5 protein-coding genes are annotated in these 5,550 nt (G+C 64.6%); 4 read left to right on the top strand and 1 reads right to left on the bottom strand.

Annotated elements, in window-relative coordinates; all coding sequences use genetic code 11:
- Positions 1 to 631: adenylate/guanylate cyclase domain-containing protein (locus tag PMN64_RS41715; RefSeq protein ID WP_411784975.1), on the top strand; the 631-nt coding region annotated here is incomplete at its 5' end.
- Positions 632 to 659: 28 nt separating this feature from the next.
- On the opposite strand, the gene PMN64_RS41710 is transcribed toward PMN64_RS41715, so the two are convergent.
- Complete coding sequence (locus tag PMN64_RS41710) at positions 660 to 1,043, bottom strand: ester cyclase (RefSeq protein WP_411784974.1); 384 nt, start codon at positions 1,041 to 1,043, stop codon at positions 660 to 662.
- A gap of 261 nt (positions 1,044 to 1,304) precedes the next feature.
- On the opposite strand from PMN64_RS41710, the gene PMN64_RS41705 reads away from it, so the two are divergent.
- The 3 genes from PMN64_RS41705 to PMN64_RS41695 all read left to right on the top strand — a co-directional run.
- The gene (locus tag PMN64_RS41705) at positions 1,305 to 1,901 is read left to right on the top strand and encodes a tetratricopeptide repeat protein (protein WP_411784973.1); all 597 of its coding nucleotides are present in this window, start codon (positions 1,305 to 1,307) and stop codon (positions 1,899 to 1,901) included.
- A gap of 204 nt (positions 1,902 to 2,105) precedes the next feature.
- Positions 2,106 to 3,257: a DJ-1/PfpI family protein gene (locus tag PMN64_RS41700; RefSeq protein WP_411784972.1), complete on the top strand. Its 1,152-nt coding sequence runs from the start codon at positions 2,106 to 2,108 to the stop codon at positions 3,255 to 3,257.
- Positions 3,258 to 3,363: 106 nt separating this feature from the next.
- Positions 3,364 to 5,550, top strand: a 2,187-nt coding sequence (locus tag PMN64_RS41695; RefSeq protein ID WP_411784971.1) for an Orn/Lys/Arg decarboxylase N-terminal domain-containing protein, incomplete at its 3' end; no start/stop codon positions are given.

Here is a 5,550-nt window from a genome sequence, read left to right as displayed (position 1 = left end):
CTATTGGGGCGCGCCCTTCGTCGAGGAAGCCGAGCAGACCCATCTCGCCGCGCTTGCCGCCATCGACATGATCGGCCAGGTCAACCAGCTGCGCAAGGATCTGCCCGAACTGCTCGGCGTGCGCGTGATCCCGGCCGATTGCGACATCCGGATCGGGATCGCCACCGGCGAGGCCCTGGTCGGCAGCATCGGCTCCGAGTTCATGATGAGCTACACCGTGCTCGGCGACACCGTGAACCTCGCCTCGCGGCTGGAAGGCGCCAACAAGTTCTACGGCAGCCGCAGCCTGATCTCGGAAGCAACCGCCGCAGCCTGTGCCGCAACCATCGAGCTCCGCGAGATCGATCGTCTCGTCGTGATGGGGCAGACCCAGCCGGTCGCGGTGTTCGAAATCCTCGGCAAGAAGGACGAACTGACGCCGGCGCAGACCGAGTTGCGGCAGCGTTACGCGGACGGTCTCGCCGCCTATCGCGACCGCCGCTGGGATGACGCCGAGCAAGCCTTCACCGCGGCGTTGGCGGCGGCGCCCGGCGACGGCCCGTCGATCGCCATGAAGGCGCGCGTCGCAGCCTTTCAGCAGAACCCGCCGGCGGCGGATTGGGATGGCGCCTGGCATCCGGAGCAGAAGTAGCGGCGTCAGGCGCATCCAGGCTCCGCCGCTACAGCTGGGCCTCGATCGCAGCCTTGTCGATCACCGACCAGACCTGCGCGATCTTCCCGTCGCGGAGTTCGTAGAACACGTTCTCGGCGAAGGAGACGCGCTTGCCGTTGACGCCGAGACCGAGGAACGCGCCCTTCGGCGAACAATCGAACGCCAGCCGGCTCGCGACATGGGACGCATCCGACACCAGCAGAACGATGTTGAAGCGAAGGTCGGGGATGTCGCGAAAGTCCCCTTCCAGCATCTCGCGATAGCCGGATAATCCGAGCCGCCGGCCGTTGTGGCACACATCCTCGTCAACGAACCGACCGAGTTGCGGCCAGTCCTGGCGATTCAAACAGGCAATGTAGTTCCGGTAGATCTCGGCGAGGTCCGTTTTCATCGTCGATCGTTCTCCTTGCCGCGGGTCCAGATAGCCATTGAGCATTTGAGTGCGATTCTAACACCGATGTTAGTTTCGACTCCGATGTCCGATGGCGCGAACAAAACACTCAGCCAGCGTGCACGCGAATGCGCGACGTCCCGAAAAGACAGTGCGATTGCCGCTTCGGCAAACAATTTCTCAGAACGCGCGGAATGTCTCCCGCGATCGGGAGTTAGTGCTTCAGGCCGATGACTATCCTTATCAAATCGGGAGGTGTCCATGATCAAGTCACCGATGATGCTTGCGGCATTTCTGACAGCGCCGATCATTCTGTTCCCGCCGCAGACCGCCATCGCGGCTGGCGGAGGTGGCGGCGGCGGCGGTGGTGGCGACCCATACGGGTCGAGCTACGGCACTCCCGCGCCGTCCTATCCCCAGGAGAAGGGCAGAAAGACCACGCACAAGGTCAAGAAACCCGTCAAGCAGTCCGGCTTCGAAGACCCGGCATTCCGCGACGGCTATCGCGCGGCCTATGCGACAATCTACGAACGCAACGACTACGCCGCCGCGATCGATCAGTTGCACGCACTCGACCGCGACGATCATCCTGATGTCGCGAACCTGATCGGCTATTCCTATCGCAAGCTCGGCGACTACAAGCAATCGCAGGTTTGGTACGAACGTGCGCTCAAGGCCGATCCGAACCACGTCCTGACGTGGAACTACTACGGCCTGTGGCAGATCGAACAGGGAAACCGCGACCAGGCGCAGTATCATCTGCAGCGGATTGCCGAGATCTGCGGCACCGACTGCGATGAGTATCGGACGCTGGCGGCGGCACTGGAAAAGCCGCCGGGTACGAACCTCATCTACTGAGCGCGTCGCATAGCAGCCCGCGTGAGCGGAGCGACATGCGGGGAAGGACCGGCCTCGGATGTCGCTGTCGCTCATCCGGGCTACGCGTTTGAGCCGCGTTGTTGGCGTGTCCGTTTTTGCGGGAATTTCGCCGTTTTGGTCGGCGTGACCGGCGAGTAGCTTGCGTGCCGGGCGACGCACGCGGATACGTTGAGATCGATCATCATGACCTGGCGGCTTCTCGTGTGGAGCGGCATCGCCGTTGCCGCGCTGGTACCAATCATTGGCGGCATCTGGCTCTTCACCCTGCCCGCCGCATCGGCATTCCGGGTTCCGCCTCCGATCGCCAAGGCCGAGCAGGATGCAACGCTCGCGGCGCTGAAGCCACCGAAGCGCGCGCGACCGCTGATCGCGATCCTCGGCATCAACGACATGACCGAGACCACCGACTATCTGATGCCCTACGGCATCCTCAAGCGCGCCGATGTTGCCGATGTCGTCACGCTGGCGACGGGACCCGGTCCGGTCGCGCTGTTCCCGGTGCTGAAGGTCGAGCCTGATGCGACCATCGCCGCATTCGATGCCGCACATCCCGACGGCGCCGACTACGTCATCGTGCCGGCGATGAGCCGCGACGACGATCCGGCGGTCATGCAATGGATCCGGCAGCAGGCGAAGAAAAGCGCTGTGATCGTCGCCGTCTGCGCCGGCGCCAAGGTGCTCGCCTCGACCGGCCTGCTCGACGGCAAGCGCGCCACCACGCACTGGTTTTACCTGAAGAACTGGCGCAACAAACATCCCGAGATCCGGTACGTCGCCGACCGCCGCATCGTGGTCGACCACGGCGTCGCGACGACGACCGGGATTTCGGCGTCGATGCCGATGTCGCTGACCCTGATCGAGGCGATCGCCGGCCGCACCAGGGCCGAGGCCGTCGCGCGCGAGATCGGCCTGCCCGGCTGGGACGCGCGGCATGACAGCAACGCCTTCAAGTTCACCCGTCCCTTCGCGCTGACCGCGATCCGGAACACGCTGGCGTTCTGGAACCGGGAACAGCTCGGCCTCGCGCTTGTTCCCGGCGTCGACGAGGTCTCGCTTGCGCTGGTCGCCGACAGCTGGTCGCGCACCTATCGCTCGCATGCCGTGACTTTCGCCGCGACCGGCGACGCGGTGACGACCCGCAACGGCCTGCGCATCTATCCGCAAGTCGTGGCGTCGGCCTGGTCCGCAGACGGTCTGCTGCCCGCGGTCGGCACCGCGCCGCCCGCGCAGGCGCTCGACCGGGCGCTTGCCGGGATCGAGACACGGTATGGCCGTGGCACGGCGGACTTCGTCGCCACGCAGCTCGAATATCCACGGGCTGGCGCCGTGCAGTGAGGGATTGCGTCCCCAACAAGGTATTCGATCCTCCATCCGCCCCATTGTCATCTGCCTGTCATGAATTGTGCCGACACGTCAGCGCCGGACCAGTTCGGGGACACGCATGGACTATTTCAAACGCTTCAACTTCCTGTTCGCTGCGCCGGTGTTCGAGGCCGACGACCTCGAGGGCATCCGCTTCAACCAGATCATCGCCGAGATCGAGCGCTCCGGCTTCGAGGTGGTTCGCGCCCGCAAGCTGGAAGATGCCGAGATCGCGGTGCAGACCGATGCTGCGATCGGCTGCATGGTGGTCGATTGGGGCAAGAAGGGCCTTGAAGGAAAGACCGCGGCACTGATCAACCTGATGCGTCGGCGCGGCCTCGACTTCCCGATCATCCTGTTGATCCGGCGCAAGCGGTTCGAGGACCTGCCGGTCGAGGTGCTCGATTTCATCGACGGCTACGTGTTCCTGTCCGAGGAGACCCCGCCCTTCATCGCCAAGAATCTGATCAGCCGGCTCAAGCAATATGCCGAGAACCTGAAGACGCCGTTCTTCGGGGCGCTGGTCGATTATGCCGAGGAAGGCAACCAGCTCTGGACCTGCCCGGGCCATAATGGCGGCGTGTTCTACAGCCGCAGCCCGATCGGACGGGTGTTCGTCGAACATCTCGGCGAAGCGGTGTTCCGCGACGACCTCGACAATTCCGTGCTCGACCTCGGCGACCTCCTCACCCATGAGGGGCCGGCGCTGCGGGCGCAGAAGGAGGCGGCCCGGATCTTCGGCGCCGAGAAGACCTATTTCGTTCTCAACGGCACCTCGACCTCCAACAAGGTCGCGCTCGGCTCGCTGGTTACCGACGGCGACCTCGTGCTGTTCGACCGCAACAATCACAAGGCCGCGCATCACGGCGCGCTTTTGATCGGCGGCGGCATCCCGGTCTACGTGCCGACGGTGCGCAACGCCTGGGGCCTGATCGGCCCGATGCGCTGGGACCTGCTCGACGAGGGCACGCTGCGCGACCACATCCGCAAGCATCCGCTGGTCAAGGACGAGAACGCCTGGAAGAAGGAACGTCCGTTCCGCGTCGCCGTGGTCGAGCAGTGCACCTATGACGGCACCATCCACTCGGCCGAGATGATCCTCAAGCGGATCGGCCATCTCTGCGACTATATCCTGTTCGACGAGGCCTGGGCCGGCTTCATGAAATTTCACCCGATCTATGCCGGCCGCTTCGCCATGGGACTGTCCGATCTCGGCCCCGAGGCCCCCGGCATCATCGCGACCCAATCCACCCACAAGCAGCTCGCGAGCTTCTCGCAGGCCTCGCAGATCCACATTCGCGACCGCCACATCAAGGGCCAGAAGCGCCGGGTCGAGCACCGCCGCTTCAACGAAAGCTTCATGCAGCACGCCTCGACCTCGCCGTTCTATCCGATCTTCGCCTCGCTCGATGTCGGCGCGCAGATGATGAAGGGCCGTTCCGGCGAAGTCTTGTGGGACGACACGATCCGGCTCGGCATCGAATTGCGTAAGAAGATCCGCGCCGTGAAGCGCGAGTTCGAGGAGAAAGAGACGCGGGCCGAGCGGCGCTGGTTCTTCGAGCCGTTCGTGCCGGACCGTGTGAAGATCCCCGATGTCGCGCGCGAGAACGGCGTGCACAATGTCGCCTGGGAGACCATCTCGACCGATCAGCTCGCGACCACTCCGTCCTACTGGCAGCTCAGTCCGGGCGAAACCTGGCACGGCTTCCCCGAGCTGACCGCGGGCTTCGCCATGACCGACCCGAACAAGCTCACATTGCTGACGCCGGGCTTCGATCACGCCACCGGCGCCTACGCCGATCACGGCATCCCCGCGCCGGTGGTGGCGCAATATCTCCGCGAGAACCAGATCGTCGCCGAGAAAAACGACCTCAACTCCCTGCTGTTCCTGCTGACGCCCGGCGTCGAGGCCAGCAAGGCCGGCACGCTGGTGTCGGGGCTCGTCGCCTTCAAGAAGCTGCACGACGACAACGCGCTGATCGAGGACGTCATCCCCGAATTCTTCCGCCGCCGCCCGCAACGCTATAGCGGGGTGCGGCTGCGCGACCTCTGCGGCGACATGCACCGCTTCTTCCGCGACGGCAGCGTCAGCACGCTGCAGGCTAGGCAATTCCTGCCCGAGCACCTGCCCGAGATCGCGATGTCGCCGCGCCAGGCCGCACAATATCTCATCCGCAACGATGTCGACTATCTGCCGATCGACCAGATCTTCGGCCGCGTCGCCGCGACGCCGTTCGTGGTCTACCCGCCCGGCATCGCCACCATC

It is taken from the genome of Bradyrhizobium sp. UFLA01-814, from assembly GCF_046718885.1.
In the GTDB taxonomy this organism is placed as follows: Bacteria; Pseudomonadota; Alphaproteobacteria; order Rhizobiales; family Xanthobacteraceae; genus Bradyrhizobium; species Bradyrhizobium elkanii.
Note: the sequence above shows the minus strand (reverse complement) of the source record. Positions and strands in the feature narration are given on the sequence as shown.